This is a genomic window from Streptomyces sp. NBC_01304, assembly GCF_035975855.1.
Taxonomy (GTDB): domain Bacteria; phylum Actinomycetota; class Actinomycetes; order Streptomycetales; family Streptomycetaceae; genus Streptomyces.
On record NZ_CP109055.1, the window covers coordinates 6,522,566 to 6,548,137 of the forward strand.

Consider the following 25,572-nt stretch of genomic DNA (forward strand, 5'->3'; position numbering starts at 1 on the left):
ATTGACTAGTTCTATTCACCAGACCAGGATGTGAATACAACCGTCACAACCCTGTAGTCGTCACCTGGGAGGCAGACCATGTCAGGACCCCGCCCCGTACGAGCCCCGCGCGGTACGGAACTGAGCGCCCTGGGATGGCAGCAGGAAGCCGCCCTGCGGATGCTGCAGAACAACCTCGACCCCGAGGTCGCCGAGCACCCCGACAAGCTCGTCGTCTACGGCGGCACCGGCAAGGCCGCCCGCGACTGGCGCTCCTTCGACGCCATGGTCCGCACGCTGCGGACCCTCAAGCAGGACGAGACGATGCTCGTCCAGTCCGGGCGTCCGGTCGGCGTCATGCAGACACACGAGTGGGCGCCGCGCGTCCTCATCGCCAACTCCAACCTCGTCGGGGACTGGGCGAACTGGGAGGAGTTCCGGCGCCTGGAGCAGCTCGGCCTCACCATGTACGGCCAGATGACGGCCGGTTCGTGGATCTACATCGGCACGCAGGGGATCCTGCAGGGGACGTACGAGACGTTCTCGGCGGTCGCCGCGAAGAAGTTCAACGGCACCCTCGCGGGCACGATCACGCTGACCGCCGGGCTCGGCGGCATGGGCGGCGCCCAGCCGCTCGCCGTCACCATGAACGACGGCGTCGTGATCTGTATCGACGTCGACCCGCGCGCCATCGAGCGCCGCATCGAGCACAAGTACCTGGACGTGAAGGCCGATTCGCTGCAGCACGCCATGCAGCTGGCCGTCGAGGCGCGCGACGCCCGCCGTCCGCTCTCCATCGGCCTGCTCGGCAACGCCGCGGAGCTCCTTCCGCAGATGCTCGCCGAGGGCGCGCCCATCGACATCGTGACGGACCAGACCTCCGCCCACGACCCGCTCGCGTACCTGCCGATCGGTGTCGACTTCGACGACATGCAGTCGTACGCGGCCAAGGACCCGGCCGGATTCACCACCCGGGCCCGGGAGTCGATGGCCAAGCACGTCGAGGCCATGGTCGGCTTCATGGACGCGGGCGCCGAGGTCTTCGACTACGGCAACTCGATCCGGGGCGAGGCCCAACTCGCGGGCTACGAGCGGGCGTTCGCCTTCCCCGGCTTCGTACCGGCGTACATCCGTCCGCTGTTCTGCGAGGGCAAGGGCCCGTTCCGCTGGGCGGCGCTGTCCGGTGAGGCGAGCGACATCCACAAGACGGACAAGGCGATCCTCGACCTCTTCCCGGAGAACGAATCGCTGCACCGCTGGATCAAGATGGCAGGCGAGCGCGTCCACTTTCAGGGCCTCCCCGCACGCATCTGCTGGCTGGGCCAGGGCGAGCGCGACAAGGCGGGCGACATGTTCAACGACATGGTCGGCAACGGCACCCTCGCCGCCCCCCTGGCGATCGGCCGCGACCACCTCGACTGCGGCTCCGTCGCCTCGCCGTACCGCGAGACCGAGGCCATGCTCGACGGCTCGGACGCGATCGCGGACTGGCCGCTGCTCAACGCCATGGTCAATGTCGCGTCCGGCGCCTCGTGGGTCTCGATCCACCACGGCGGCGGCGTCGGCATGGGCCGGTCCATCCACGCCGGACAGGTCTCCGTGGCGGACGGCACGAAGCTCGCGGGCGAGAAGATCCGCCGCGTACTGACGAACGACCCCGCCATGGGCGTCATCCGGCACGTGGACGCGGGCTACGACATCGCGGAGTCGGTCGCAGAGGACAAGGGCGTACGGGTTCCGATGCGTGAGGGCGACTCCGAGTGAGCGACACGTTCGACGGTTCCAAGAACGACACGGGCGACAGGTTCGACAGCCCCACCTTCCACGCCATGTGGCGTTCGCTGCGGCCCATCGGCCACAGCGACGCCTCGGGCGGCTACCGCCGCTACGCCTGGACCGGCGCCGACGCGGACTGCCGGCTCTGGTTCCAGGCGCAGGCGGAGGCGCGCGGCCTGGACTACGAGGTCGACCGCAACGGCAACCAGTGGGCCTGGCTCGGCGACCCCGCGCGCGGCGACGCGGTCGTCACCGGCTCGCACCTGGACTCCGTGCCGGACGGCGGGGCCTTCGACGGCCCGCTGGGCGTGGTCTCCTCCTTCGCCGCGCTCGATGAACTCCGCGCCCGCAAGGTGCAGTTCAGGCGACCCCTCGCCCTCACCAACTTCGGCGACGAGGAAGGCGCCCGCTTCGGCCTCGCCTGCGTCGGGTCCCGGCTGGCGGCCGGGCAGCTCAGCAAGGAGAAGGCGTACGAGCTGCGCGACGCGGAGGGTGTGAGCCTGCCCCAGGCCATGGAACGCGCGGGGTACGACCCGGACGCCATCGGCCCCGACCCCGAGCGCCTCGCCCGCATCGGCGCCTTCGTCGAGCTGCACGTCGAGCAGGGCCGCGCCCTCGACCTGACCGGCGACCAGGTCGGCATCGCGAGCGCGATCTGGCCGCACGGCCGCTGGCGCTTCGACTTCCGGGGCGAGGCCAACCACGCGGGCACCACGCGCCTGGTCGACCGCCGCGACCCGATGCTGTCGTACGCGGAGACGGTGCTCGCCGCCCGCCGCGAGGCCGAACTCGCGGGCGCGGTCGCCACCTTCGGCAAGATCTCGGTCGAGCCGAACGGCGTCAACGCCATCCCGTCCCTGGTCCGCGGCTGGCTCGACTCCCGCGCCGCCGACCAGTCGACGCTCGACCAGACGGTCACCGCGATCGAGAAGGCGGCCCGCGAGTACGCCGACCGCCACGGCATCGACCTGTCCGTGGTCCGTGAGTCCTTCACTCCGGTCGTCGAGTTCGAGCACGCCCTGCGCGACGAGCTCGGCCGTCTGCTCGGCGGCGAGGTGCCGGTGCTCGGCACGGGTGCGGGACACGACGCGGGAATCCTGTCCTCGGTGATCCCCACCGCCATGCTGTTCGTACGCAACCCCACGGGCGTCTCGCACTCCCCGGCCGAATTCGCGGCCGAGGACGACTGCGTGGCCGGGGTGCGCGCACTGGCGGACGTACTGGAGGGACTCGCGTGCAGCTGACTCCGAAGACCACGTATTGGGCCGAGCACGCCTGGCTGGATACGAACGTCGAGCCGGGCGTGGCCCTGGACGTGACGGAGGACGGCCGAATCGCGGCTGTGCGCAAGGGAGTCGAAGCCCCCGAGCCAGGCTCGGTGGCCCTGCGCGGCCTGACCCTCCCCGGCCTCGCCAACGCCCACAGCCACGCCTTCCACCGGGCGCTGCGCGGCACGGTCCAGGTGGGGTCCGGGACGTTCTGGACGTGGCGCGAGGTCATGTACCAGGTGGCCTCCCGCCTCACCCCGGACACGTACTACGCGCTCGCGCGTGCGGTGTACGCCGAGATGGCGCTGGCCGGCGTGACGGCGGTCGGCGAATTCCACTACGTCCACCACGCGCCCGGCGGCGCACGGTACGACGACCCCAACGCGATGGGCGCGGCGCTGATCGCCGCCGCCCGGGACGCCGGTATCCGGATCACGCTCCTCGACACGGCGTATCTGTCGTCGGGCTTCGGCGCCGCGCCCGACCGGCACCAGCTGCGCTTCTCGGACGGGACGGCGGACGCTTGGGCCTCTCGGGCTTCCGCGTTGAAGGACGCTCCTTCGGACGGGGTACGCATCGGTGCGGCGATCCATTCCGTACGGGCCGTGCCCGCGCGGGAGTTGTCGGCGGTGGCCGAGTGGGCCCGTGAGCGGGGCGCCCCGCTCCACGTCCACCTCTCCGAGCAGACCGCCGAGAACGACGCGTGTCTCGCGGCTCATGGCTGTACGCCGACGCGGTTGCTTGCCGATCACGGGGTGCTCGGGCCGTCCACGACGGGCGTCCACAACACGCATCTGACCGATGAGGACATCGCCCTGCTCGGCTCGTCGGGTACCGGCACCTGCATGTGCCCCACCACGGAACGCGACCTGGCCGACGGCATCGGCCCGGCGGTCGCGCTGCAGCGCGCGGGCTCGCCGCTGTCCCTGGGCTCGGACAGCCATGCCGTCATCGACCTCCTGGAGGAGGCACGGGCCCTGGAGCTCAACGAGCGCCTGCGGTCGCGGACTCGGGGGCACTGGACCGCTGCGGCGCTGCTGCGGGCGGCTTCCGGGGATGGGCATGCGGCCCTGGGCTGGGCCGGCGCGGGTGACCTTGAGCCGGGTGCGCTCGCGGACTTCACGTGTGTGGCGCTGGATTCGGTGCGTACGGCGGGGCCGTTGCCCCGGCTTGCTGCCGAGACCGCGGTGTTCGCGGCGTCTGCTGCCGATGTGCGGGACACGGTGGTGGGCGGGCGTCATGTGGTGCGGGACGGGTCCCACGCCCTTGTCCCGGATGTGCCGTCGGAGCTGGCTGCTGCGATCGCGGCGCTGCGTAACTGATTTTCCCCCACCCCGCCCCTTCCCGAAATCCTGCGGAGCTGTGTCCTCAAGCGCCGGACGGGCTGATGAATTCAGCCCGTCCGGCGCTTGAGGACAGTCCTTTCAGCCGGCGGCAGCCTTACGGGAAGGGGCGGGGTGGGGAAGAGAGAACATCGGAGAGGACCATGACCAGCACCGTCATCACCAACATCAAGAGCCTCGTCACCAACGACCCGAACGCAGGGTCAGGCCCCCTGGGCCTGGTCGAGGACGCCGCAGTCGTCATCGAGGGCGACCGCATCGCATGGGTCGGCCCCACCGGGCACGCGCCGCAGGCAGACGCGTCGTACGACGCGAAGGGCCGCGCGGCAATCCCGGGCTTCGTCGACTCCCACTCTCACCTCGTCTTCGCAGGCGACCGAACCGCAGAGTTCAACGCCCGCATGTCCGGCCAGACCTACACCGCCGGAGGCATCCGCACCACCGTGGCCGCCACCCGGGCCGCCGGCGACGAGGAGCTGGAAGCCAACCTCGTCCGCTACCTCCGCGAGGCCCTGCGCCAGGGCACGACGACCTTCGAGACCAAGTCCGGGTACGGCCTCACGGTCGAGGACGAGGCCCGCGCCCTGCGCATCGCCGCGCGGCACACGGACGAGGTGACGTACCTCGGCGCGCACATCGTGTCCCCGGACTACGCCGACGACCCGGCCGCGTACGTCGACCTCGTCACCGGCGACATGCTCAACGCCTGTGCTCCGCACGCCCGTTGGATCGATGTCTTCTGCGAGAAGGGCGCCTTCGACGGCGACCAGGCCCGTGCGATCCTGACGGCGGGCAGGGCGAAGGGCCTGACGCCCCGGATCCACGCCAATCAGCTGTCGTACGGCCCTGGTGTCCAGCTCGCAGTGGAGCTCGACGCGGCCAGCGCCGACCACTGCACCCACCTCACGGACGCTGACGTGGACGCCCTCGCGAACGGCAACACGGTCGCCACGCTGCTCCCGGGCGCCGAGTTCTCCACCCGCGCCGAGTGGCCGGACGCCCGCCGCCTCCTCGACGCGGGCGCCACGGTGGCCCTGTCCACGGACTGCAATCCGGGGTCCTCCTTCACCTCCTCCGTGCCGTTCTGCATCGCCCTGGCGGTACGGGACATGGGGATGACGCCGGACGAGGCGGTGTGGTCGGCGACGGCGGGCGGGGCGGCGGCGCTGCGCCGCGACGACGTGGGCCGGATCTCGCCGGGGGCGCGGGCGGACATGGCACTGCTGGATGCGCCGAGCCATGTGCATCTGGCTTATCGGCCGGGGGTGCCGCTGGTCACGAAGGTGTGGCGGGGTGGCGAGAGCGTGGCTTAACCGTCACCGGCGTACCGGAGGCGACATGGCTCAGGGGCTGCCCTCTGTGCGTATTTGGCGTGCTCAGCCGGTGGAATGTAGCTGTGCCTGGAACTCAGCGGTGTGTATCGCATGTCGCCATGCGGCGTCTCGTGCCTGACAGGTCGCGCGAACGTGAGTGGGATCCTCGCTCACCTCGACGCCAAGGGTCGTGTCCTGATCGTTGAAGTGGAACTTGACGATGGTCTGGGAGTCGAATAGCCAGACTCCTACCGCCATGCGGCAGGCCCCGCGACCGTATGCGTGCGCTGGTGCGACGGCACGCTGCACATCAGCGTCCGGGACGGGAGCAGCGCGCTGCCCTGCCCGACGGGTGGTGGGCCGGGGCATGAGCAGGGCCGGGGCCTGCTCCTGGTGAGCCGGTGCGCGCAGGCGTGGGGGAGTCGGGCGGTGCCTGCGGGGGCGGGGAAAGTCCCGTGGTTCGAGCTGCGGGTGTGAGGGCTCGTCGGGTCGAGGCCACGCTCGCGGTGAGCCCGGTGGTGGGGGTGGTGGATGGGATCGGGGCCGGGTGGTGCGGTGGGCGATGCTCCGGCAGGGGAACCTGCTGCGGCAGCGCTCCGAGGGGCGCAGCGAGCGAGGTGAGGGAAATAGGGCAGGCGAATTAGGACATAGAGGGCTAGAAAGTGTCCGTTTCCCCCCACCTGGCACTCCGGGTGGGGCTCCGGGGAGCGGCGCGGGGGTCTGCGGGAGCGCGCGCTTGGGGCGAAGCCCGGCGGCGGCGGCGGGGGCGGGGCGAGGCGTCGCGGTGGGGGATGCTCCGGTGTCGGGGCCCGATCCCCAGGAATGTCTGCTCCGGCCAGAAGCCCGGCCTCACGGAACGCGGGCTTCGGTCAGAAGCACGGCCTGGCCGAATGCGATGCTGACCCCATGACGAGCACACCCATGAAGACCATCGGCCTCATCGGCGGCATGAGCTGGGAGTCCAGTGCCGAGTACTACCGGCTCGTCAACGAGCTCGTACGGGAGCGGCTCGGCGGGCTGCACTCGGCCCGGGTGGTGCTCTACTCCGTCGACTTCGCCGAGATCGAGCAGTTGCAGGTCGCGGGGGAGTGGGAGCAGGCCGGCGAGCTGCTCGCGCATGCCGCCACATCCCTTGAGGCCGCCGGGGCCGACCTCGTGCTGATCTGCACCAACACCATGCACAAGGTGGCCGGGCAAGTGGAGGCAGCGATCGGGGTGCCTCTCCTCCACCTGGCCGACACGACCGCAACTGCCGTGCAGGACAAGGGAATCAAGAAGGTCGGTCTGCTCGGGACCGCGTTCACCATGGAGCAGGACTTCTACAAGGAGCGCCTGGCGGGTCATGGGCTCGACGTGATCGTCCCGGACGAGGCGGGGCGTGCGCTGGTCCACCGCGTCATCTACGAGGAGCTGTGCCTCGGAGTCGTACGGGATGCGTCCCGGGAGGCGTACAAGGAAGTCATCCGGGAGCTCGTCGCGCGCGGCGCGGAAGGCGTCGTTCTCGGGTGTACGGAGATCGAGCTGCTGATCGGCGACGGGGACGGGCAAGGGGACGGGGACAGCCCGGTGCCTCTCTTCCCGACCACCCGCCTGCACGCCGAGGCGGCGGTGGCGGCAGCGCTCCAGGCCTAGGAGCGCTCCCGCCACCGCCGCCACACGTGTGCACGAGGCGAAGGACGGCCGCCGTCACTCTTCGACGGTCAGGCCCTTTCGCAGGCGTACCAGCGTGCGCGAGAGCAGGCGGGAGACGTGCATCTGGGAGATGCCGAGTTCCTCGCCGATCTCGGACTGCGTCATGTTCGCCACGAAGCGGAGGGAAAGGATCTTCCGGTCGCGCGGCGGGAGTTCGGCGATCAGAGGCTTCAACGACTCGACGTACTCGATGCCTTCGAGCCCGTGGTCCTCGTAGCCGATCCGGTCCGCCAGCGCGCCCTCGGAGTCGTCCTCCTCCGGCTGTGCGTCGAGCGAGCTCGCGGTGTACGCGTTGCTCGCCGCCATGCCCTCGACGACCTCGTCGTTCGAGATGCCGAGTCGCTCCGCGAGCTCGCCCACTGTCGGCGCGCGGTCGAGCTCCTGAGCGAGTGCGTCGCCGGCCTTGGCCAGGTCGAGACGGAGTTCCTGCAGCCGGCGCGGCACGCGCACGGACCACGAGGTGTCGCGGAAGAAGCGCTTGATCTCGCCGACGATGGTCGGCATCGCGAACGTCGGGAATTCGACGCCGCGGCTGAGTTCGAAGCGGTCGATGGCCTTGATCAGGCCGATGGTGCCCACCTGGATGATGTCTTCCATCGGTTCGCTGCGGGAGCGGAACCGGGATGCGGCGAACTTCACCAGGGCGAGGTTGAGTTCCACGAGCGTGTTGCGTACGTACGCGTACTCATGGGTGCCTTCCTCGAGCGTTTCGAGGCGCCCGAAGAGGGTCTTGGACAGGGCCCTTGCATCCAGCGGTGCGACTTCGTCGAAGGGCGGGATCTCGGGCAGATCGGAGAGACCTGGGAGCTCCGTGAGGCCCTCGAGCGCGGCGTCTGCAGATTCCGGTGGGGGTGTCGACGTCGCTGGATGAGCGGGCGATGCGTCGAGCCGGGGTGACATGCTGTCCTCCATCATTCTCGGCATATGGCTGCCGATGCCAATACGTGCACTACGAGTGCGGCGCCTCCAAAGCCGGTCGTGTTGATTGCTGTCTTATCTAGACCTACCCGCTTACTGCTGCCACTTGCAAGTGAGTTATGTGGTGATATGTCCGAAATCGAGGGGAAGTTCGGGTACCCCGGGGCGTACGGAAGGCGTAGTGTTTTGGAGCGTCAACACGAGCTTCGCGACGTTGGGAAGAGAGACGGCATGGACCGCGGGACGGTCGGCAGCACAAACCGGGGCCGGCTTCGGGTCGAGGCGTGGAGTCAGGGCCGCAGTGCGGTCGTGGCACCCGTGGGTGAGTTGGATCACCACACCGCCGATCTGTTGCGGGAACCGCTCGAAAGCTGTCTGACCGAAGGTTTCACCCGTCTCGTCGTCGACTGCTCGCAGCTCGAATTCTGTGATTCCACCGGGCTGAACGTGCTGCTCGGTGCACGCCTCAAGGCAGAGGCAGCGGGGGGCGGGGTCCATCTGGCCGGGATGCTGCCGGTGGTGGCCCGGGTTTTTGAGATCACCGGAGCGGAGGCGGTCTTCACCGTGCACGAGTCACTCGAGGCCGCGCTGGCCGAATCCACGGAGCCGACGGAGCCCACGAGCTGACCACCGTGCGGAGTTACAGCACAGTTGTCCCGGCGTGATCGACGCGTAACCCGCGTCACAGGAACCGTGCCGAATTGGTGGGTGTTCTCACGGAACGGCCGGGCAGGAGACGACTGCACGATGCTGTGAGTCCACAGAAAGCCCACGGGATCCGCAGGACCCGTACCGCCCGAACAGGTACTACCCGAACTTGAACGACGAACTGGTGAATCGGTGAGGTGAAGCGCTGATGAGCACCACCCGGCCCCTCTCGCCGGGCGACCGCGGCCCGGAGGCGGATGCCGCCGCGCCGGCGCGCTCCGATGGCCAGGTGCGCAGGCTGAGTCTCGACGGCGCGAGCGGCGTCGTACCGCTCGCCCGTGACTTCGCCCGCCAGGCGCTGCACGACTGGGGCTGGCTGCCCGCCGCCACCGCGGACCGCCGGGCGGCCGCCGAGGACGTCCTCCTCGTCGTCTCCGAGTTGGTCACCAACGCCTGTCTGCACGCCGAAGGCGCCGACGAGCTGTGGATCGGCTGCGACGGCAAGGTGCTGCGGCTCGAGGTCTCCGACCGCGGCGCGGGCCAGCCGACGCCGCGCACCCCGCACCGGGCCGGGCGGCCCGGCGGGCACGGCATGTTCATCGTGCAGCGGCTCTGCCTGGACTGGGGAGTCGTGCGCACCCCCGGCGAGGCCGGCAAGACGGTGTGGGCGGAGCTCGGAGTTCCGGCTTAGTTCCTGCTTGGTTTCGGCCTGACAGTCCCTTGTCACCCCTTGCTGTTACCCGCGGTTCGCGCCCTCTGTGCAGGTCCTAAGGGGGTACGAGATCGGGGCTGTTCTTTGTCTTCCCTCCACAAGCGCCCGGGCGTACCTTGAGCGCCCAATCTGATGTGTCGTCAGTAACTTGGCCGATTCTTGAAGCAGTTCGGGACCGTCCACCGCACCAGTTGCTTTCGTCCTTCACTACCGGCGCATGAGGGGAACTTCGAGGTGTCGTACCAGAAACGCTCTGCCGGGCTCGTGCTCGCCGCAGCCCTGGCCGGCTCGGCGGTGCTGATGGCCGCCCCCGCTGCCCACGCCGATGTCGTGGACGTCAACTACAAGTGCAAGACACCGATCGGCGACAAGGCCGCGGTCTCGCCCATCGACATCAAGAGCGTGAAGAGCGGGAGCGGCTACAAGCTCACCATGTCCTTCCAGAAAGGTGTCTCCTCCAGCCCGCTCAAGCTGGACAAGGGCGTCATGAAGCCCAGCGCGCTGATCAAGCTGGGCGGCGCGGAGAGCGGCACGGTGCCGGTCTCGGGGCCGGCCAACTCCGAGGCGATTCCCGCCAACACCCCCATCAAGATCAGCGACTTGAGCGGTACGTACACGCCCAAGAAGAGCGGCAAGGTCACCTTCACCGCCTCCACGCTCACCATCAAGGCGATGGGCACGACCACCACCTGCACCCCGACCAACAACCCCAAGCCCTCGCTGACCCTGGACGTCAAGGGCTCCGGCGGCGGCTCCACGGGCGGTGGCAGTTCCACCTCGGGCGGCGGCTCCACCACCGGCGACTCGCAGAGCGACTCCGGCGAGGGAAGCGAACTGCCGCAGACCGGACCCGAGGACTCCGCGATCGCGCTCGGCACGCTCGGCGGGACCGTCCTCCTTGCCGGCGCTGCGGGAGTGCTCTGGCTGACCCGGCGCAACCAGGCCGCGCGCAACTAGCCACCGCGCACAGCCCGGAACGTACGCGTACGACGTACCAAAAGCACCACAGCACCTGGAGCCGCCGATGCTGTCCGCCACCCGAGCCGGTGCCGCCTGCCTTCTTCTGGCGGCCGGCCTCTTCACCCTGCCCGCGCACACCGCCCTGGCCGCCGAGGACGACGCCGACAACTGGTCCGTCGCGCCCTCCTCGGGCGGCGGAACCCGTCCCGCCGACGGGGACCGGCCCTACTTCTATCTGGAGGGGGCGCCGGGTGTCGTGCTCCAGGACACCGTGGCGGTGACCAACCCGGGCGACAAGCCGCTCACGGTCGAGCTGCGCGGGACGGACGCGGACAACGCACCGGACGGCTCGGCCGCGGTCCGGGCCAAGCAGAAGTCGGCGGACAGCGGGACCTGGCTGCGGCTCAAGAAGGACCGGATCACCGTGCCGCCACGGACCCGCGCCGAGGTGCCGTTCACCGTCGCGGTGCCGGGCGGCGCACAGCCCGGCGACCACCCCGCGGCGATCATCGCGAGCAGCGGCGGCCGGAACGCCGGGGTGTGGGTGCATCTGACGGTCAGCGGCCCGACGCTGTCGGCGCTGACCGTGGAGAAGGTACGGATCGACGGCGGGCGCATCTCGTACGACGTCGTGAACCGCGGCAACACGACCCTCACACCGAAGCTGGCGGTGCGCGGCGAAGGCCTCTTCGGCGAGGTCCTGCGCCGCGCCCCGCGCAGCCTCCAGGTGGAGCTGCTCCCCGGCCGCAAGATCTCCCTCACCGAGCCCTGGCCCGATCCGCCCACGCTCGACTCGGTCGACGTCACGCTCACGGTGACGGCGGGCGGCGGCGCCCGGGACGAGGCGGACGCCTCGGCGTCCTTCGCGCCGTGGGGCCTCGTGGGCGGGGTCGGCGGGGGACTGGCGGTGGTGGGTGCGGCCGTCTGGTTCGTACGCAGACGGGGGCGCGGGTCCGGTCGGGGTGAGCCGGAGGCAGGGCAAGAGGCGCCGGACGAGCGCCAGTTGGTGATGGTGTCGGCCCCCGCAGAAGCGATGCCCGCAGAAGCGATGTCCGCACGAACGGTGTCCCCACGAACGGTGTCCCCACGATCGGTGTCCGCGCGAACGGGAGAAGACCAGTGAACGTCGATCTGAGCCTGCGGCGGCGCTTGGTCGCGGCCCTGACCACGGTGGCCGCGGCGCTGTCCCTGGCGCTGCTGCCCGCGCCCGGCGCCTTTGCCGCAGAGGGGAAGCCCTCGATCGCGGTGAACAAGAAGGAGGCAGGCAAGGGCGGTTCGATCACGGTGACCGGCAAGGACTGGCGGCCCAAGGCGCTGCTCACCGTGATCATCTGCGGCCAGAACATGATCGGTGGGACGAACGCCTGCGCCAACCCCGAAGGCCGGGCCGTCACCACCGACGCCAAGGGCGCCTTCAGCATGAAGCTCGCCGTGGCCGAGCCCCCCAAGCCCTGCCCCTGCGTGGTGCACGCCGCCACGGTGACCGGTGAGAAGGCCGAGGCCCAGACGCCGTTCCAGGTGGCCGGGCACCCGGTGAAGCCGCTGCCCGACCAGCAGGGCGGCGGCAAGCTGGCCGTCCTCGCGGCGACCCGGCTCGAGGGATCGAGCGGCATCCTCAACTGGTTCGGCGCCCCGCCGAGCCGCAAACTCGTGCTGACCGTGGGCAACTTGGGCTCGGCCCCGGTCAAGGACCCGATCTTCAAGGTCGGCACCGCGCACGGCGTCCTCGCCCCCGAGTGGGAGGAACAGCAGTGGCGAGGCACCATCGCGCCCGGTAAGAAGGCGCAGGTCAAGCTGCAGGTTCAGCTGGGCGCCGGGGACCACGGCGACTACACGGTCTCCCTGCAGTACGGCGACAAGGTGCTTGCCGAACAGCCCTGGGGCGTCGGCCGGCCCTGGGGTGTGACGCTCTTCTGGATCCTGCTCTGCCTGATCGTGCCGGCGGCGGTGTTCCGTATCGGCATGGCGGTCGTCGACCGGGTGCGGCCGCGCCGGGGCGGCGGCGGGCACCGGGGTCGGTCGCGCATGGCCGACCGGACCGTACGTCTCCCCAAGATGCTGACCCCGCTGAGCTCGGCGGCGGCCGGGCGGCGCGGCGAGCCCTCCCCGGACGGCGAGAAGCCGCCGCGCGCGGAGCGGAAGCCGCGTACCGCGAAGCACGCCGCCGCACCCGAGACACCCACAAACTCCACGGCACTGCCGTGGTTCACCCCGGATTCCGCACCGGGCGCACAGCTCTCCGCACCGCAAGAGAACCGTTCCCCTGCAGTCGAAAAGAAGGGCAACACGTGAGAACTCAACGGAGAGTGAGCGCGGCGGGAGTCGCGCTCATGCTCGGCGGCGCGGGCATCCTGCTGGCCGCGGCACCCGCACAGGCCGCCGAGTCCTCGTGGAAGACGGAGTGCGTGCCGAGCATGGGCTCGGACCCGGTCCAGGGGACCACCATCGCCGACATCACCGCGCCTGCCACGGCGAAGGTGGGCGACGAGGTCGAGGTGGTCTGGAAGTTCACCCAGGCCGCGTCGAAGAACCCCGACATCATCGATCTGCCCAAGGACTCGCTGCTGCCGACCGGCACGGTCAAGACGTCCGGCGCGCAGAGTGCCGACATCAAGCTGGAGGGGCCGCGGACCAACCCGGCGATCCCCAAGGGCGGCGACATGAAGCTCGCCGACATGAAGGGCAAGATCAAGCTCACGGCGGCCGGTGACCTCACGCTGACGCCGGACGTCTACAACATCAATGCCAAGGTCATGGGCATGTCGGTGGACACCAAGTGCTCGCCGAAGGAGGCCGTGCCGAAGGCGGTCACCATCAAGGTGACCGGTGGCAGCGGCGGTTCGGGCGGCTCGGACTCGGGTGGTGCGGCTGCGGGTGGTTCGGACTCGGGCGGTTCTGCCGCGGGCGGTTCGGATTCCGGCGGTTCGGACTCCGGTGGTTCGGACTCCGGTGGTTCGGATTCCGGCGGCTCCACCGGTGGTGGGGGCGGCGAGACGGACTTCGAGGGCAAGGAAGTCAAGGTCCCCTACAAGTGCGTGACGCCGATCGGTGACAAGTCGGCGACGTCGCCGGTGCAGATCAACGCCAAGAAGGCCGGCGGGAATTACGACCTCACGGTCAAGTTCAAGACGTCCGTGATGGACAGCCCGGCCGACATTCCGAAGGACTCGGTCAAGCCGTCCATGGAGGTCGACCTGGGCGGTGCGGACAAGGGCACGGTCCACGTCGAAGGGCCGACCAACGCGAAGCCCATCAAGTCCGGGGACCCGATCACGGTGCCCGACCTGACCGGTACGTACAAGCCGGGTGCTTCGGGCAAGTCGACGCTGTCGCCGGGTGTGCTGATCGTCAAGGCGCTTGGTACGACGACGACTTGTACGCCTGAGACGAATCTCGTGTCCCTCGAGATCGACACGGCTGCGGTGCCCGGTGGGGCCGCGGGTGGTTCGGGCTCCGGCTCGGGTTCGGGTTCCGGTTCGGCCGGGGGCTCGGCTTCCGGTGGTGGTCTCGCGGAGACCGGAGCCGATGACAACGGTGCGCTGCGTGCGCTCGGGCTCATTGCCGGGACGGTGATTCTGCTGGGCGGGGCAGTGTTCACGTTCATGCCGCGTCGTCGTCTGCGTTGATCTTTTCCCCTACCCGCCCCTTCCCGTAAGGCTGCCGCCGGCTTCAAAGATTGTCCTCAAGCGCCGGACGGGCTGACAAAGTCAGCCCGTCCGGCGCTTGAGGACTTTCGGGAAGGGGCGGGGTGGGGATCAAGCGTGTGACCGCAACCACTTCACAACGGCCGGCTGAACACCCGGAGCCTCCAACAGCCCCGCCCCATGCGCAGCCCCCGGCACCACGCGCAGCGTGACGTCCCGCAGCCCGGCCGTGCGCGCCGCACTGGAAAGGTCCCGGGAATGCGCCGGGGGCACGAAGTCCCCCGAGGAGTGCACCAGGAACAGCGGAGCATCCAGGGGCCCCGACGCGTGCGAGGACGCCGCCATGTCGCCCCACCGGGCCCAGCAGCCCTGATCCCCGTCGTCGGGCGAACACCCCGCGAGCCGCCGGGCCTCCCGCCGCAACTTCCGCCGCTCCTGCGAAGCCCCGGCGCGCGCCCCGTCGACCCACGCCCGATAAGGCGTGGCCACCGGCGACAGCGCGACCACCCCGCGCACCCGGTCCCGCCCGGCCCCCCACGCTCCGGCCACGGTCGCGATCTGGCCCCCGGCCGACGAGCCGAGCAGCAGCGGCGTCCGCCCGCCGTGCCGTGCGGCCACCCACTTCAGCACGGCCACCGCGTCCACCCGCTGGGCGGGCCAGCGCGCGTCGGAGTTGAGGCGGTAGTCGGCGTCGTACACCCGGAAGCCTTGCCCGGCGAACCACCGCGCCCACCGGCTCCAGTCCGCGTCGTGCGCCCAGTAGCCGCCGTGCAGGATCACCAGGGCGGGCCCGCGCGTGCCGTACACGGTCACGGTCTGGCGGGCGTGGGAGCCGTACGCGTAGCTGCGTACCGGCAGGGGGTCCGCGGTGGCCGGGACGGCGGCGGACGAGGAGAGCAGGGCCCCGCAGACGGAGAGGCCGACGAGAGCGCGACGTACGGCGAGACGCATGTCCCGAGGGTCCACCGGCGTGCGCGGCGCGGGGGCCAAAAACGCCGAAGACCGCCGCACCGGGTGGTGCGGCGGCCTTCAGTTCGAGCGTGCTAGCAGAGCGGGTGCACGGGTCAGCGCACGTCGCCCATGAGCGACCGGACCTTGTTGCGGGCCATGTAGACCGCGAAGCCGGCGACCACGGCGGCCGTGGCCTCCAGGGCGACGATGCCCTGGCTGTTCAGGTCGACACCGGCGATGGAGAGCATGCCGGTCACGCTGTCACCGGCGGTGACGGCGAGGAAGAAGACACCCATCATCTGCGAGGCGTACTTCGCGGGCGCCATCTTCGTGGTCAGGGACAGACCCACGGGGGAGAGGCAGAGCTCGGCGAAGGTGTGGATCAGGAAGATCAGCACCAGCCACCACATGGTGACCTTGCCGTCGCCCGCCATGCCCATCGGGATGAGGAACACGAAGAACGAGATGCCCGCGCCCACCAGGGCGATGGAGAACTTCACGATCGTGCTGGGCTCCTTGCCACGACGGGCAAGGGCGATCCACATCGCGGCGAAGACCGGGGCGATCAGCATGATGAAGCCCGGGTTCAGCGACTGGAACAGCGTGGTCGGCATTTCCCAGCCGAAGATGGAGCGCTCGGTGCTGGTGTCACCGAAGAGCGACAGCGTCGACGCGCCCTGGTCGTAGATCATCCAGAAGATCGCGGCGGCCACGAAGAACCAGATGAACGCGGTCATCTTGGTCTGCTCTTCGGCGTTGAGGTCCTTGTCGCGCTTGATCTTGACGAGCACCGCGATCGGGATCAGCAGACCGGCGATCGTGATCGGCAGCAGCGCCCAGTTCAGGGTGAGCGTGTAGACGTCGGTGAAGGCCACGACGAGGTAGAACGCGGCGATCACGGCGACGGCGGCGAGCGCCTTGGTGATGATGCCGCGCTTCTCCGCGGAGTTCAGCGGGTTCGGAACCTTGCTGCTCTCCTCGGCGAGGTGGCGGGTGCCGAGCATGAACTGCAGCGCGCCGAGGGCCATGCCGACCGCGGCCAGACCGAAGCCGAGGTGCCAGTTGACCTTCTCGCCGAGGATGCCGATGGCGAACGGGGCGGCGAAGGCACCGAGGTTGATGCCCATGTAGAAGATCGTGAAGCCGCCGTCGCGACGGGGGTCCTTCGGGTCGCTGTAGAGCTGGCCGACCATCGTGGAGATGTTGGCCTTCAGCAGACCCGAGCCGACCGCCACGAGGGCCAGACCGACGAAGAACATCGCCTGACTGGGCACCGCCAGGCACACGTGACCGGCGACGATCACCATGCTCGCGATGGCGACGGTCTTGCGGGCGCCCCAGACACGGTCGCCGAACCAGCCGCCGGGCAGGGCCATGAGGTAGACCATGGCCACGTAGACGGAGTAGATCGCCGTGGCGGCCGCCGCGGTGTACGCGAGCCCGCCGCCCTGGCTGCCGGTGGCCGCGTCGGCGCCGCCGGAGACCAGGTAGAGCACGAGCAGAGCGCGCATGCCGTAGTAGGAGAAACGCTCCCACATCTCGGTCATGAACAGTGTGGCCAGGCCGCGGGGGTGGCCGAAGAAGGTCTTCTCGCCGCTGGCGGAAGGCTGCTTCGTCAGGCTGGACGCCATGGGTGTTCCTTGTTCGCTCGGGACGCGCTGCAAGAGCGGGTACGCGCCCGGGTGGGGGGTGGCCGGCACCGGCACAGCACAGCTCGACCCCACGCCCGAGGGGTCTCGTTCCAGAAGGAGCGAAGAAGAGAGCTGAGTGCACCGGGATCCACGCCCTGAACGCACCGTCGCGCTCGGGGCCCGGCCTACAGGTCAATCACTAACCAACAAGGCTGGCTGAGCCGGCCTTGCGCGCAGAAGAGAACTTTGACGGATTTGACGGGTCGAAGGTCCTGTATCTGCTTATAGACGTTGCAACACCATAAGCCATGTCAATAGCGCGTATGGAAGCATTTGAGAGCTGGATCACAGGGATTGATGCAACCGAACCCGAGGATCGAAGGTAACTCACACAGTTTCTCTGCAGTTCCGCAGGGGCTTTCCTGTGCCGCGGGAACGGTTCACCGACGGAGAACTTTTGGAGAAACGGAGAAGAGGGGCGAAAGCGCCCACGAAGCGCGTCGCCGAAGTGCCTTCGAAGTTCCTTCGAGGTGCCTTCGAGATGCCTCCGGGGTGCCTTCGAAGTCCCGCCGGACCATGCGCTCCTGACCCTGCGGCCTCACCCATGCCCCGGCGACCTGGGGGCGGCGCGGACTACCATCACCCCCATGACCCGTGTACTGCTCGCCGAGGATGACGCGTCCATTTCGGAGCCCCTGGCCCGCGCCCTGCGCCGAGAGGGTTACGAGGTCGAGGTGCGCGAGGACGGACCGACCGCGCTCGACGCCGGCCTTCAGGGCGGCGTCGACCTGGTGGTGCTCGACCTCGGCCTGCCCGGCATGGACGGCCTGGAGGTGGCCCGACGGCTGCGCGCCGAGGGGCACGCCATCCCGATCCTGATCCTCACCGCCCGCGCGGACGAGGTGGACACGGTGGTCGGACTCGACGCCGGCGCCGACGACTACGTGACGAAGCCCTTCCGCCTGGCCGAGCTCCTCGCCCGGGTCCGGGCCCTGCTCCGGCGCGGCGCCACCGAGCCCGCGCAGCCGCCGGCCACGCACGGCGTGCGGATCGACGTGGAGTCGCACCGCGCGTGGATGGGCGAGGAGGAACTCCAGCTCACGGCAAAGGAGTTCGACCTGCTGCGCGTCCTGGTGCGGGACGCGGGCCGGGTCGTCACCCGCGACCAGCTGATGCGTGAGGTCTGGGACACCACGTGGTGGTCGTCGACGAAGACGCTGGACATGCACATCTCGTGGCTGCGCAAGAAGCTGGGCGACGACGCGGCGAATCCGCGCTACATCGCGACCGTGCGGGGTGTGGGCTTCCGTTTTGAGAAGAGCTAGGCCTCATCTCGATCGGGGCTTGATCCATTAGCCCGTCCGGCGTTTGAGGACGCCGCCCGAAGGGCGGAAGGCTTCGCAGAATTACGGGAAGGGGCGGGGCGGGGGACAAGCCTGCCGCGCCCGAACACCGGGCACACTGAACTACGTAAGCCACCGCCCGGAGGGCCCGTGCGTCGCCGTCTCATCAACTCAACCCTCGCCGTCGTACTCGTGGTGATCGCGGTCTTCGGCGTAAGCCTGGTGATCGTCGAAACCCGCACCATCACCAGCAGCGCCCAGGAGCGCGTGGACTCCGAGGCCGTACGTCTCGTGTCCATCGTCGACAGCAGGCTGCTCGGCGACGACAAGATCACGCCGGGCATCCTGCGCGACCAGGTCGGCACCAACCGCTACGCGCTGATCAAGATCCCCGACCGCGCGGCCATCGAGGTCGGCGAGAAGCCCTCCGGCGATGTCATCGCGGCCGTCGAGCACGGCGAGCAGGGCGAGACGGTCACCGTGCAGGAGCCCCGCTCCACCGTGACCCGCGAGGTCGGCCGCACCCTGCTCATGATCGGCGCCGTCGCGGCCCTCGCCGTGCTCGCCGCCGTCCTGCTCGCCGTCCGCCAGGCCAACCGCCTCGCCTCGCCGCTCACCGACCTCGCCGAGACCGCGGAGCGCCTCGGCTCGGGCGACCCGAGGCCGCGGCACAAGCGGTACGGGGTGCCCGAGCTCGACCGGGTCGCCGACGTCCTCGACTCCAGCGCCGACCGGATCGGGCGCATGCTCACGGCGGAGCGGCGCCTCGCGGCCGACGCCTCGCACCAGCTGCGTACACCGCTCACCGCGCTGTCCATGCGCCTTGAGGAGATCACGCTCACCGACGACCCGGACACGGTGAAGGAGGAGGCGACGATCGCGCTCACGCAGGTCGAGCGGCTCACCGACGTGGTGGAGCGGCTGCTCACCAACTCCCGCGACCCGCGCACCGGCTCCGCCGTCTCCTTCGATCTGGACGAGGTGGTCAAGCAGCAGCTCGCGGAGTGGCGCCCCGCCTACCGCAGCGCGGGCCGCGCCATCGTCAGCTCGGGAAAGCAGCACCTGAAGGCCGTGGGCACCCCGGGCGCGGTCGCCCAGGTCCTGGCCGCGCTGATCGAGAACTCCCTGATGCACGGCGGCGGCACGGTCGCCCTGCGCACCCGCGTCACCGGCAACCAGGTCGTGATCGAGGTCACCGACGAGGGCCCGGGCGTCCCGTCCGACCTCGGCGCGCGGATCTTCGAGCGGACCATCAGCGGCCGCAACTCCACCGGCATCGGCCTCGCCGTGGCCCGCGACCTGGCGGAGGCCGACGGCGGCCGCCTGGAGATGCTGCAGACCCAGCCGCCGGTGTTCGGGCTCTTCCTGTCGCGTACGTCACTGAAGGCGCCCGGCAACCACGACCTGGTCGTGGAGCCGCCGCCGACCGTGCGCTGACCCGGTCAGGCCGCGCGGTCAGGCCGCGCGGTCGGCCCGGGCGGAAGAGGACTCGGCCGAAGGTGCCTCGGCCGAAGGCGCCTCGGACGCGAGGAACGATTCAGCAGCCGGGACCGGACGGTCGGCGGCAGCTTCCGCCGGAGCCTCGGCGGGCAGCGCCTTGAACACCCAGGTCCGGTACGACCAGAAGCGGAAGAGCGTCGCGATCGCCATGCCGGCGAACTTGAAGACGTTGCTGGCCAGCGGGGAGTCCCAGCCGAACCCGTACGTGGTCACGTACAGCAGGCCGTTCTCGATGATCAGCCCGATCACCGAGAAGAACAGGAAGAGCGACATCTCCTTGCCGCGGCCGCTCTTGTCGCGGTCGCGGTAGGTGAAGTAGCGGAACCCCACGTAGTTGCAGCAGATGGCGACGACCGTGGCCGCGATGGAGGCGCGCACCATCGGGATGTCGGTGGTGTGCCGCAGCAGGTTGAAGACGGCGAAGTTCACCAGGGTGCCGATGCCGCCCACCACACCGAACTTGGCGATCTCGCGCATGAGCTGGTCCAGTTGCATGCGCAGTGCGCCACGCTCACTCATGGTGATCGCTCAGCCCCGTCCGGTCGGTTCTCGGTCTTGCTCTTCGCCCGTCGCCTGGTCGCGTCGGCCTCCGGTCATGCTAACCAGCGACCCCGGCGACGCACCGCGCGCACCCGCAGGGTGTGGCGCTGCTGTGACATGCGGCGGGCTTTCGACAACCTCGTACGCCCCTGAATGTGACGAGCGACTCGTCTGTCCCTACGACTCCAGGGGGGCCTTACCCTGGACGATGTGACGTTCCCGGTAGTCGGCATGGTCGGCGGGGGGCAGCTCGCTCGTATGACACACGAGGCGGGCATCCCGCTCGGCATCCAGTTCAAGCTCCTCAGTGACACTCCTCAGGATTCCGCGGCCCAGGTGGTCAGCGATGTCGTCGTCGGCGACTATCGCGACCTGGACACGCTGCGTGAGTTCGCTCGTGGCTGTGACGTGATCACCTTCGATCACGAGCACGTGCCCACCGAGCATCTGCGCGCCCTGGAGGCGGACGGCATCCCCGTCCGCCCCGGCCCCGACGCCCTGGTGCACGCCCAGGACAAGGGTGTGATGCGCGCGAAGCTCGACGCACTCGGCGCTCCGTGTCCGCGCCATCGCCTCGTGTCCGATCCCGCGGATGCGGCCGCCTTCGCAGCCGAGGGCGCGACGGACGGGGGTGACGGTTTCCCGGTCATCCTCAAGACGGTCCGCGGCGGTTACGACGGCAAGGGCGTCTGGTTCGTACGCTCCCTCGCCGACGCCGCCGAGCCCTTCAAGGCCGGCGTCCCCGTGCTTGCCGAGGAGAAGGTCGATTTCGTACGGGAGTTGGCGGCCAACGTCGTACGCTCCCCGCACGGCCAGGCCGTGGCCTACCCGGTGGTGGAGTCCCGCCAGGTCGACGGCGTCTGCGACACGGTGATCGCCCCGGCCCCCGGCCTCTCGCACGAGCTGGCCGTACGCGCCCAGGAACTGGCCCTGCGCATCGCCAAGGAACTCGACGTCGTCGGCCACCTCGCGGTCGAACTCTTCGAGACGCCGGACGGCCAGATCCTCGTCAACGAGCTGGCCATGCGCCCGCACAACTCCGGCCACTGGACCCAGGACGGCGCGGTCACCTCGCAGTTCGCCAACCACGTCCGCGCGGTCCTCGACCTCCCGCTGGGCGACCCCCGCCCGCGCGCGAAGTGGACCGTGATGGCGAACGTCCTCGGCGGCGACTACCCGGACATGTACCAGGCGTATCTGCACTGCATGGCCCGCGACCCCCAGCTGAAGATCCACATGTACGGCAAGGACGTGAAGCCCGGCCGCAAGGTCGGCCACGTGAACACCTACGGCGACGACCTGGACGACGTACTCGAACGTGCCCAGCACGCGGCCGGCTACCTCCGAGGAACGATCACCGAATGAGCACTTCGCACAGCCCCGCGCCCCTGGTCGGCATCGTCATGGGCTCCGACTCGGACTGGCCCGTGATGGAGGCGGCGGCCGAGGCCCTCGCCGAGTTCGAGATCCCGTACGAGGTCGATGTGGTCTCCGCGCACCGGATGCCGCGCGAGATGATCGCGTACGGCGAGGAGGCGGCCGACCGCGGCCTCAAGGCGATCATCGCGGGCGCCGGGGGAGCGGCCCATCTCCCGGGCATGCTGGCCTCCGTCACCCCGCTCCCGGTGATCGGCGTACCCGTGCCGCTCAAGTACCTCGACGGCATGGACTCGCTGCTCTCGATCGTGCAGATGCCCGCGGGCGTCCCGGTCGCCACGGTGTCCGTGGCCGGCGCGCGCAACGCGGGGCTGCTCGCGGCCCGCATGCTCGCCGCGCACGACCCCGAACTGCTCGCCCGCATGCGGGAGTTCCAGCAGGAGCTGAACGACCAGGCGACGGAGAAGGGCAAGCGGCTGCGGGCCAAGGCAGAAGGGTCCGGCTCCTTCGGATTCGCGAAGTAAAGGCCGGTTTCGGCGCGTGGCGTGCCGGGTGGCACCCTGAGGGGCATGGACTCCATGGACTACGTCGCCCAGGCACGCGAACTCCTGACCGCGCACCCCGTCGTCGACGGCCACAACGACCTGCCGTGGGCGCTGCGCGAGCAGGTGCGCTACGACCACGCGCAGCGCGACATCGCCGCCGACCAGAGCGCCCATCTGCACACCGACCTCGCCCGGCTGCGGGCGGGCGGGGTCGGGGCGCAGTTCTGGTCGGTGTACGTACGCACCGACCTGACCGGTGACGCGGCGGTCAGCGCGACCCTCGAACAGATCGACTGCGTCGACCAGTTGATCGCCCTGCACCCGGCCGACCTGGCGGACGCCCGTACGGCCGACGACATGGAGAAGGCGCGGGCCGAGGGCCGGATCGCCTCCCTGAAGGGCGCCGAGGGCGGCCACTCCATCAACAACTCCCTGGCCACGCTGCGCGCGCTGCACGAGCTGGGCGTCCGCTACATGACCCTGACCCACAACGACAACATCGCGTGGGCGGACTCGGCGACGGACGAGCCGGGCGTGGGGGGTCTGTCGGCCTTCGGCCACGAGGTCGTACGCGAGATGAACCGGACCGGCATGCTGGTCGACCTCTCGCACGTGGCGGCCACGACGATGCGCGACGCCCTCGACACGTCCACGGCGCCGGTGATCTTCTCGCACTCGTCCTCGCGGGCGATCTGCGACCACCCGCGGAACATCCCGGACGACGTCCTGGAGCGGCTGCCGGCGAACGGTGGGGTGGCGATGGCCACGTTCGTGCCGAAGTTCATCCTGCCCGCCGCGGTGGACTGGACCCACCGCGCGGACGACAACATGCGGGCCAACGGCTTCCACCACCTGGACACGACGGCCCCGGCGATGGCCGTGCACCGGGCCTTCGAGGCGGAGAACCCCCGCCCGATCGCCACGCCCGCCACGGTCGCCGACCACCTGGACCACATGCGCGAGGTCGCGGGCATCGACCACATCGGCATCGGCGGCGACTACGACGGCACGGCCTTCACCCCGTCCGGCCTGGACGACGTCGCGGGCTACCCGAACCTGCTCGCGGAGCTTCTCAAGCGGGGCTGGTCTTCGGCCGACCTGGCCAAGCTGACCTGGTCGAACGCGGTGCGGGCGCTGCGCGGGGCGGAGGACGTGGCCCGCGAGCTGCAGGCGCAGCGGGGCCCGTCGAACGCGACGCTGGACCAGCTGGACGGGTAGGGCCCGGGGTGGACGGGCTGATTCATCAGCCATGAATCAGCCCGTCCGGCGTTTGAGGACACCGCCCGAAGGGCGGAAAGCTTCGCAGAATTACGGGAAGGGGCGGGGCGGGGAGAAAATCAGTTCTCGTCCGGCGTCGAACCAGGCGGAAAGCCCTTAAGCCTCCCCGTCCAACCCCTCAGCAAGCCGCTTCTCCCGAAGATCCTTGATCGCCCGCCGCCTCGCGAGGCGATGGGTCCGGCGGATCTGCGCCTCCTGATACCGCCGCTGATCCCGCTCAGACTCCGGCACCACCGGAGGCACAGACCGAGGCTTCCCGTCCTCGTCCACGGCCGCAAACACCAGATAGGCGGAGCCCACCTGCTGCGCCGGCGTCGACTCGTTCCAGCGCTCCGCGAGCACCCGGACCCCGACCTCCATCGAGGTCCGCCCCGTCCAGTTCACCTGCGCCTTCACATGCACCAGGTCGCCCACGCGGACCGGTTCGAGGAAGGCCATCTCGTCCATGGAGGCCGTCACCGCGGGCCCGCCGGAGTGTCGCCCGGCCACCGCGCCCGCCGCGTCGTCGACGAGTTTCATGATCACGCCACCGTGCACCGTGCCCAGAAGGTTGGTGTCGTTGTGGGTCATGATGTGGCTGAGCGTGGTCCGGGAAGCCGAGGTCGGCTTGCCCGGAATCTCCGCCTCCGCGGTAGGGGCCTGGTCTGTCATGCCCTCCACCATAAGCGGCCCAAAAGGACCGGGCGCTTTGCATCAGCTCTGCAACAGCCCTGGCCCGATTCGACCCGAACCCTTGTATGGCGGCTTGACCTGCCCTGCACACTGGACCGCATGAACGATTGGCCCAACGGGTGGAGTGAAGACCGCAACCGTGGATACGGACGCGGCAGTGGCAGCGCGCAACCGGAAGGTGCCCGTGCGATGCGGCACGTCCAGCGCCCGTCCGCCCCGCCCCAGGGCGGCGTCCCGCCGCAGCCCGCGTACGGGCACGACGACGGCTACGGCAACGGCCAGGACGGCCGTGGCGGCTACGACAGCGGCTACAGCGACGGCCAGGTCTACGGCGGCGGAGGCCAGGGCCAGGGCGGCGACGACGGCTCCTACGGCGGCAGCGGCAGGCCCGCGCCCGACTGGCGCCGCCGGATCAAGATCGGTCTGATCACGTTCCTGGTGGTCGTCCTCGTCTGGGGCGTCGGCACGTACTTCTGGGCCAGCTCCCAGCTGAAGCAGGAGGTCGACCTCTCCAAGGTCATCGACCGCCCGGCCGGTGGCGAGGGCACGAACTACCTGATCGTGGGCTCGGACAGCCGTGAGGGGATGTCCAAGGAGGAGAAGCAGAAGCTGCACACCGGCTCCGCCGACGGCAAGCGCACCGACTCGATGATGATCCTGCACGTCGGCGACAGCGGGAACACGATGATCTCGCTGCCCCGCGACTCGGACGTGGAGATCCCGTCCTTCGTCGGCTCCGAGTCCGGCAAGAAGTTTCCGGGCCAGGGTCGGCACACCAAGCTCAATGCCGCGTACGCCGAGGACGGCCCCGAGCTGCTCGTCCGTACCATCGAGGCGAACACCGGCCTCAAGATCGACCACTACGCGGAGATCGGCTTCGGCGGCTTCGCCGGCATCGTGGACGCGGTCGGCGGGGTCGAGATGAACATCCCCAAGGCCTTCAGGGACAAGTACTCGGGCGCCGACTTCGAGGCGGGCAAGCAGACCCTCAACGGCCAGGAGGCCCTTGCCTTCGTCCGCACCCGGCACGCGTTCGCCAGCGACCTGGACCGCACGAAGAACCAGCAGAAGTTCCTGTCCGCACTCGCCAGTCAGGTGGCCACGCCGGGCACCGTCATCAACCCCTTCAAGCTCTACCCGACGATGAGCGCGGGCCTCGACACCCTGATCGTCGACAAGGACATGGGCCTGTTCGACCTGGCCGAGATGTTCTGGGCGATGAAGGGCGTCAGCGGCGGCGAGGGCAAGTCGATGAACATGCCGATCTCGGGCTCCAGCGGCGGCAACCTGCTCTGGGACAAGGCGAAGGTCAAGCAGCTGGTTGAGCAGCTGAACAACGACGAGAAGGTCACCGTCGAAGGCAGCTGACCCGATTCAACAGTGCGGGCCCGGACGGCAGTTGCCGTCCGGGCCCGCACTCATTGCGGCCATGTGTCAGCCGTACGAAACCTCCGCCGGACTCATTGACGCGGTCATGCCCTG

General features: G+C 69.7%; 23 protein-coding genes. 17 read left to right on the forward strand and 6 right to left on the reverse strand.

The genetic code is table 11. From position 1 onward, the window contains the following. The first annotated feature begins 78 nt into the window (after positions 1-78). The 4 genes from hutU (at position 79) to hutI (ending at position 5,679) form a co-directional block, all read left to right on the forward strand. Positions 79-1,743: a urocanate hydratase gene (gene hutU / locus OG430_RS29085; RefSeq protein WP_327355577.1), complete on the forward strand. Its 1,665-nt coding sequence runs from the start codon at positions 79-81 to the stop codon at positions 1,741-1,743. Between the two features lie 65 nt (positions 1,744-1,808). Further along, on the forward strand, positions 1,809-2,999 hold the full coding sequence (locus tag OG430_RS29090; RefSeq protein ID WP_327359261.1) for an allantoate amidohydrolase: 1,191 nt from the start codon (positions 1,809-1,811) through the stop codon (positions 2,997-2,999). Then, positions 2,996-4,345, forward strand: a complete 1,350-nt coding sequence (locus OG430_RS29095) for a formimidoylglutamate deiminase (RefSeq protein ID WP_442816738.1) — start codon at positions 2,996-2,998, stop codon at positions 4,343-4,345. The genes OG430_RS29090 and OG430_RS29095 overlap by 4 nt, the downstream gene beginning before the upstream one ends. 164 nt (positions 4,346-4,509) lie before the next feature. Continuing rightward, the gene (gene hutI, locus OG430_RS29100) at positions 4,510-5,679 is read left to right on the forward strand and encodes an imidazolonepropionase (RefSeq protein ID WP_327355579.1); all 1,170 of its coding nucleotides are present in this window, start codon (positions 4,510-4,512) and stop codon (positions 5,677-5,679) included. A gap of 63 nt (positions 5,680-5,742) precedes the next feature. On the opposite strand, the gene OG430_RS29105 is transcribed toward hutI, so the two are convergent. Further along, positions 5,743-6,048 carry a DUF6879 family protein gene (locus OG430_RS29105; RefSeq protein ID WP_327355580.1) on the reverse strand — a complete coding sequence of 102 codons (306 nt, stop codon included), beginning with the start codon at positions 6,046-6,048 and terminating at the stop codon, positions 5,743-5,745. Positions 6,049-6,600: 552 nt separating this feature from the next. Here OG430_RS29105 and OG430_RS29110 point away from each other — a divergent pair. After that, positions 6,601-7,311 (forward strand): aspartate/glutamate racemase family protein, encoded by a 711-nt coding sequence (locus OG430_RS29110; protein WP_327359262.1) that lies wholly within the window; start codon positions 6,601-6,603, stop codon positions 7,309-7,311. A gap of 54 nt (positions 7,312-7,365) precedes the next feature. On the opposite strand, the gene OG430_RS29115 is transcribed toward OG430_RS29110, so the two are convergent. Then, positions 7,366-8,271, reverse strand: a complete 906-nt coding sequence (locus tag OG430_RS29115) for an RNA polymerase sigma factor SigF (RefSeq protein WP_327355581.1) — start codon at positions 8,269-8,271, stop codon at positions 7,366-7,368. A gap of 249 nt (positions 8,272-8,520) precedes the next feature. Here OG430_RS29115 and OG430_RS29120 point away from each other — a divergent pair, with 249 nt between their 5' ends. The 6 genes from OG430_RS29120 to OG430_RS29145 all read left to right on the forward strand — a co-directional run bounded on the left by OG430_RS29120 (position 8,521) and on the right by OG430_RS29145 (position 14,235). Further along, positions 8,521-8,916, forward strand: a complete 396-nt coding sequence (locus tag OG430_RS29120; RefSeq protein ID WP_327355582.1) for an STAS domain-containing protein — start codon at positions 8,521-8,523, stop codon at positions 8,914-8,916. A gap of 229 nt (positions 8,917-9,145) precedes the next feature. Continuing rightward, positions 9,146-9,628, forward strand: coding sequence for an ATP-binding protein (locus tag OG430_RS29125; protein WP_327355583.1), 483 nt, complete (start codon positions 9,146-9,148; stop codon positions 9,626-9,628). Between the two features lie 255 nt (positions 9,629-9,883). Then, positions 9,884-10,606 (forward strand): LPXTG cell wall anchor domain-containing protein, encoded by a 723-nt coding sequence (locus OG430_RS29130; RefSeq protein WP_327355584.1) that lies wholly within the window; start codon positions 9,884-9,886, stop codon positions 10,604-10,606. Positions 10,607-10,673: 67 nt separating this feature from the next. Beyond that, positions 10,674-11,732, forward strand: coding sequence for a COG1470 family protein (locus OG430_RS29135; protein ID WP_327355585.1), 1,059 nt, complete (start codon positions 10,674-10,676; stop codon positions 11,730-11,732). Next, entirely contained in the window at positions 11,729-12,901 is a 1,173-nt protein-coding gene (locus OG430_RS29140) for a hypothetical protein (RefSeq protein ID WP_327355586.1), read from the forward strand. The genes OG430_RS29135 and OG430_RS29140 overlap by 4 nt, the downstream gene beginning before the upstream one ends. 38 nt (positions 12,902-12,939) lie before the next feature. Then, the gene (locus tag OG430_RS29145) at positions 12,940-14,235 is read left to right on the forward strand and encodes a hypothetical protein (protein ID WP_327359263.1); all 1,296 of its coding nucleotides are present in this window, start codon (positions 12,940-12,942) and stop codon (positions 14,233-14,235) included. A gap of 129 nt (positions 14,236-14,364) precedes the next feature. Here the strand turns inward: OG430_RS29145 and OG430_RS29150 are convergent, their stop codons facing one another. Then, entirely contained in the window at positions 14,365-15,204 is an 840-nt protein-coding gene (locus OG430_RS29150) for an alpha/beta hydrolase family protein (RefSeq protein WP_327355587.1), read from the reverse strand. A gap of 113 nt (positions 15,205-15,317) precedes the next feature. Next, positions 15,318-16,835, reverse strand: a complete 1,518-nt coding sequence (locus tag OG430_RS29155; protein WP_327355588.1) for a peptide MFS transporter — start codon at positions 16,833-16,835, stop codon at positions 15,318-15,320. Positions 16,836-17,482: 647 nt separating this feature from the next. On the opposite strand from OG430_RS29155, the gene OG430_RS29160 reads away from it, so the two are divergent. Both OG430_RS29160 and OG430_RS29165 read left to right on the forward strand, forming a co-directional pair. Continuing rightward, positions 17,483-18,160 (forward strand): response regulator transcription factor, encoded by a 678-nt coding sequence (locus OG430_RS29160; protein ID WP_327355589.1) that lies wholly within the window; start codon positions 17,483-17,485, stop codon positions 18,158-18,160. Positions 18,161-18,328: 168 nt separating this feature from the next. Continuing rightward, a complete protein-coding gene (locus tag OG430_RS29165; protein WP_327355590.1) occupies positions 18,329-19,615 on the forward strand; it encodes an ATP-binding protein in 1,287 nt (428 codons plus the stop codon). Between the two features lie 18 nt (positions 19,616-19,633). Here the strand turns inward: OG430_RS29165 and OG430_RS29170 are convergent, their stop codons facing one another. Next, a complete protein-coding gene (locus tag OG430_RS29170; RefSeq protein WP_327355591.1) occupies positions 19,634-20,197 on the reverse strand; it encodes a GtrA family protein in 564 nt (187 codons plus the stop codon). A gap of 231 nt (positions 20,198-20,428) precedes the next feature. Here OG430_RS29170 and OG430_RS29175 point away from each other — a divergent pair, with 231 nt between their 5' ends. From OG430_RS29175 to OG430_RS29185, 3 genes are read left to right on the forward strand one after another with little or no spacing between them, the layout of a single operon-like run. After that, positions 20,429-21,583 carry a 5-(carboxyamino)imidazole ribonucleotide synthase gene (locus tag OG430_RS29175; protein WP_327355592.1) on the forward strand — a complete coding sequence of 385 codons (1,155 nt, stop codon included), beginning with the start codon at positions 20,429-20,431 and terminating at the stop codon, positions 21,581-21,583. Beyond that, positions 21,580-22,119 carry a 5-(carboxyamino)imidazole ribonucleotide mutase gene (gene purE, locus OG430_RS29180; protein WP_327355593.1) on the forward strand — a complete coding sequence of 180 codons (540 nt, stop codon included), beginning with the start codon at positions 21,580-21,582 and terminating at the stop codon, positions 22,117-22,119. Before OG430_RS29175 ends, purE begins: the two co-directional genes overlap by 4 nt. A gap of 45 nt (positions 22,120-22,164) precedes the next feature. Beyond that, positions 22,165-23,358, forward strand: coding sequence for a dipeptidase (locus tag OG430_RS29185; protein WP_327355595.1), 1,194 nt, complete (start codon positions 22,165-22,167; stop codon positions 23,356-23,358). Positions 23,359-23,514: 156 nt separating this feature from the next. On the opposite strand, the gene OG430_RS29190 is transcribed toward OG430_RS29185, so the two are convergent. Beyond that, entirely contained in the window at positions 23,515-24,069 is a 555-nt protein-coding gene (locus tag OG430_RS29190) for an acyl-CoA thioesterase (RefSeq protein ID WP_327355596.1), read from the reverse strand. 120 nt (positions 24,070-24,189) lie between these two features. Here OG430_RS29190 and OG430_RS29195 point away from each other — a divergent pair, with 120 nt between their 5' ends. Beyond that, the gene (locus tag OG430_RS29195) at positions 24,190-25,458 is read left to right on the forward strand and encodes an LCP family protein (RefSeq protein ID WP_327355597.1); all 1,269 of its coding nucleotides are present in this window, start codon (positions 24,190-24,192) and stop codon (positions 25,456-25,458) included. Positions 25,459-25,572: the final 114 nt, after the last annotated feature.